The sequence below is a fragment of the Candidatus Magnetobacterium casense genome (assembly GCF_019173545.1).
GTDB classification, from domain to species: domain Bacteria; phylum Nitrospirota; class Thermodesulfovibrionia; order Thermodesulfovibrionales; family Magnetobacteriaceae; genus Magnetobacterium; species Magnetobacterium cryptolimnobacter.
On sequence record NZ_JABXWD010000304.1, the window covers coordinates 1 to 4,108 of the forward strand.

General features: G+C 51.4%; 2 protein-coding genes. Both read left to right on the top strand.

What is annotated here, in order from left to right; all coding sequences use genetic code 11:
• The first annotated feature begins 154 nt into the window (after positions 1-154).
• Positions 155-3,208, top strand: coding sequence for a class I SAM-dependent methyltransferase (locus HWQ67_RS13755; RefSeq protein ID WP_218253262.1), 3,054 nt, complete (start codon positions 155-157; stop codon positions 3,206-3,208).
• The gene (locus HWQ67_RS13760; protein WP_218253263.1) at positions 3,205-3,909 is read left to right on the top strand and encodes a hypothetical protein; all 705 of its coding nucleotides are present in this window, start codon (positions 3,205-3,207) and stop codon (positions 3,907-3,909) included. The genes HWQ67_RS13755 and HWQ67_RS13760 overlap by 4 nt, the downstream gene beginning before the upstream one ends.
• Positions 3,910-4,108 lie beyond the last annotated feature (199 nt).

Below are 4,108 nucleotides of genomic sequence, written 5' to 3' on the forward strand. Positions count from 1 at the left end.
CATAAAAGCATAGTTACCATGAAATATAAAGGGGATACAATTTAAGCTTATCTCGATGTGTATCCCCCCACTTGACCCGTTAATGCGTATCGTTTTATCATATATAATTAAACATATTTAGAGCTTATATAGAAAACAAACAAATGAGGTATACGTGGAACTAAAAGAAACGCAATTAGCCTCTGAGCAGCAGCGGGTTATACTGAGACAGTTGGCCGAGTCTGTTGCCGGAGCGGGGTGTAAGTTTCTGGAGATCGGCAGTTGGTGTGGCGATTCAACGACCGTGATTGCCAAGGTGGCGCGGGAATTTGGCGGACACCTGTACTGTGTTGATTGGTGGCGCGGCAACGTGGGCACCGACCTCGTTGACATAGCCTCAAGCGAGGATGTCTTTACAACATTCTGGAAGCGGATCACCGCCGAGGGGCTGGACGACGTGGTCATTCCAATACGGTGTCGGGCAGACCTGGCTCCGGTTATATTAAAGGAAAACAGCTTTGATTTTATCTTCATAGACGCCGACCATCGCTACAAACAGGTCTTGCAGGACATACGCAGTTACATGCCACTGCTCAGACGTCCCGGCGGGATATTCTGCGGCCATGACTGCGAAGGATATGTGGCGGACTTTGACCCGGATTTTCTTGATGCACACAAGGACGTTGATTTCTATCAGTCCGTGCACTGCGGCGTTGTCCTTGCGGTGGGGGAGACCTTTGACCGCTACTCACTCAATTGCAGCATCTGGAGTGTGCGTGCCTCTGTGGAACCCGGCAGATGGGAGCCAACCGGTCTAACCTTCATGGGTGTCGATAACCAAAAGATGGCCATGCCCACCCCAATCGGCGCCAGTGCGGGATACCTACTCTGGCGCTATGGCAGGAGGCTCTATGCCACGCCCCGGCACATGGAACAGGTCGATATCCGCAGCGAAGCAATACGCAACCACTCAGAGGTCATAAGCGCTTCCACCATCGGAGAAATCGAGACGCTCATTGCCCAGGGCGTCAACCACCTGGCAGCCTATGAGATCGGCCTCAATAGCTGGTATAGAATCCTGACAGATGGCGTCAAGGTCTACGTGGTGCCGGCATCCCTGACCGACATCGATTACACCAATATGGCCGTCTATGTGCGGGAGGGCATTGGAGCCGTGTTTGAATCACTGTATGAGGCCCAGATGTATATCTCACAGTTGTCGCAGAACATCCTCACGCAGAGACTTGCCATGAAGGACGTCGGGATAAACGCCCTGCTGGGGGCAACCGCCAGGGGCATTGACTCAACCGCACGCAGGTATTTTCATCGCTTTGAGGAGCTGGACAACCTCAGGAAGCGTCTCTACGACATCAAGATAGACATGTTTGATAAATACGCGGCCATCGGCAATCTGCAAGCCACTCTGGTAAGCAATGTATCAGGTAATGTACGCAATCCCGTTGTGTGTGAGATCGGCTACAGGGGGTTTAACATCGTCGAGTTTGAAGGCAGATATTATGCCATCCTGCAAGATGCCGGATTTGTTGATTTCCACCAGGAGGGCTTAAATCAACGACTGTTGGATTTGCAAAGGGAGTTGCAATGCTTTACGGGGGAATCGCTCTCCGAGGTTAGACATCTGGTTGACCAGTTGACCGTCATCGACGCCATTGAGAAGCTGGATACGGAAATCGCCATCTTATACGACAAGGCCGGCGTCAGGGACATCCAGGCCGTTGGCTTGGGCGCCTTGCTGGACAGGGCAGTTGAGGGCATTAAGGCGGTTCTGCACAGGCATCTCCAGTTGTATGGCACAGGGACAGACCTCTTTGACGAAAGTGCAACCATCGGTAGTCCCGCGGCAGAACCGGCAGGGGATGTCTCAGGCACAACGGGGCGGCCCGTCATGTGTGAGGTCGGATACATGGGGTTTAACATCATCGGGTTTAACGGCAGGTTTTACGGTCTGTCTCAGGATGCCGGTTTTCTCGATTTCCATACGGAGGGGGTTACGCAACGTCTATTGGCCCTGCAGGGACAGTTGAAGTGCTTTGTCGGGGATTCGTTGGCGGAGGTCAAGCGACTGCTGGGGCAGTTGAGTGTCATAAACACCCTCGAAAAACTGGACAAGGAACTGATCATCCTACATAAGAAGATAGTCACCAGAGACATACAGGAAGCCGGCTTTAATGCCCTGCTGGACAGGGCCGTAAGGGGCATTGAGCTAATCGTGCAGAGGTGTTTTCACTTGCACGACGTACGTGCTGACCTGCCCGTGAGGTATGAGGGGGAGGCAGTTGTTGTTGATGTCCCCGCAGATGACGGTAAACCCGTCGTGTATGAAAGCAACTACCTGGGGTTTAATATCATCGGTTTTGGTGACAGGTACTATGCGGTTTTGCAGGCCATTGGTTCGCTTGACTTTCAGGATGAGGCCCTGGATCAAAAGCTGCTGGCCCTGCAGAGGGAGTTGAAGTGCTTTGTTGGGGGGTCGCTCTCCGAGGTCAGGCATCTGGTTGAGCGCTTATACGTCATCAACGTCTTGCAGCGGGAGGCATTTGCCAGGGGCGTACAGCGCACGGGGGTCAACACCCTCCTGGATACGGCCATCAGGGGCATAGAGTCCTTTGCTCGCAGATACGGGCAGTTGTATGGCATCGAGCTGGGTCTGCCCCACAGAGACGTTGTCGCAGAACAACCACAGCCCGATGATACCTCCCTGAGCCGGGATAGCGCCCCCTTCTTGTGTGAGGGTAACTACAAGGGGTTTAATATCATCGGATTTGATGGCAGATACTACGCCATCTGGCAGACCGTCGGTCAGATCGATTTCTACCATGAGGACTTGTATCAACATCTGTCGCAGTTGCAGGAGGAGTTAAGGTGTTTTATCGGTAACTCAATCGCCGAGGTCAAGCGCCTGGTAGACCACTTGAGTGTCCTGAGTGTACTTGAGAGGTTGCACGAAGAGGTAATTTCCAAGGGCGTATTGGAAAGACAGTTAAGCGACCGTGATGCACTGATAGAAAAGTTGCACCGGGAGACATTGGGCAAAACCGCACAGATAGAGCTGTTGTACGATGACATAGCCCACTGGGCTATACGGTTGAACGACCTGCGGGCTGATCTGAGGGACCGGGATGCGTGGATCGCCATATTACAGAAGGAGTTGTCGGAATGGGCAGGGCGTACAGGCGCCATTAAAGAGGAGATTTTATCACAGCAATGAGCGATGACATTTATCGGGAGAAAGAAACAACAATGCCAAAATCAGACGAAGAAGGGTATTCGGCCATGGAGAGGACGCTCTGCTCCCTCGGTGAGCAACTAGAGCAGTCCCGGAGAGACATAAGCGAGCTTAAGGGGAAGTATGCAGAACTGCATGATATTATACAGGGACATATCGGAACAAAGGCCACTGTTGAAGTCCCGTCTGTGGAGCCGCCATATTTATTTGAAGGGGATTATCACGGGTTTAATATAATCTACTATGACAGGAAGTACTATGCCATAGCCCAAGACATAGGAGCAGTTGATTTTACGAGGGATGACCTTAGCGTATTTGTCAGTCAATTCAGGTGTTTTATAAGCAGGTCTTCCGTCGAGGTAAAGGGCCTGGTGGAACGTTATACAATCTTAAAAAGAAACATAGAGGAACGAGACTCCGTCATTATAGCGTTAAGGAAGGAGCTTGCCGATTCGGAAAAGAACTTTACAATAGAGCAGCAACAAAAGGCTATATCCGAAAGAGACACGAACATAAACAGTCTCAGGGCAATGGCCTTGGAAAAGGATCAGTTAATTGAGAATCTGCAAAAGGACGCTACTGAAAAATACCTGCTGATAGTGGAACAGCAAAAGGCCCTCGCCCAAAAGGATGCTGCAATAGAGGGTCTGCAACGGCAATTAAACACCTCCCCCAGCCCCTGAGAAGAAAAGAATGGGGAGCTCTGCTCCCCCTCAGACCCCCTCGCAAGGGAGCACGGCCCCCTTGACCCCGTAAAGGGTTGGTCAATTATACCTATGGTTTCGCACTTTCTGGATTCCTGCTTACGCAGGAATGACACAGATGGGCGCAAAATACCATTTCTTGTCATTCCCGTGAAAACGGGAATCCATTTTCAAAAAC

Excerpts from the sequence above, each read along its gene's own strand:
- HWQ67_RS13760 (WP_218253263.1), top strand. The coding sequence starts at position 3,205 with ATGAGCGATGACATTTATCGGGAGAAAGAAACAACAATGCCAAAATCA.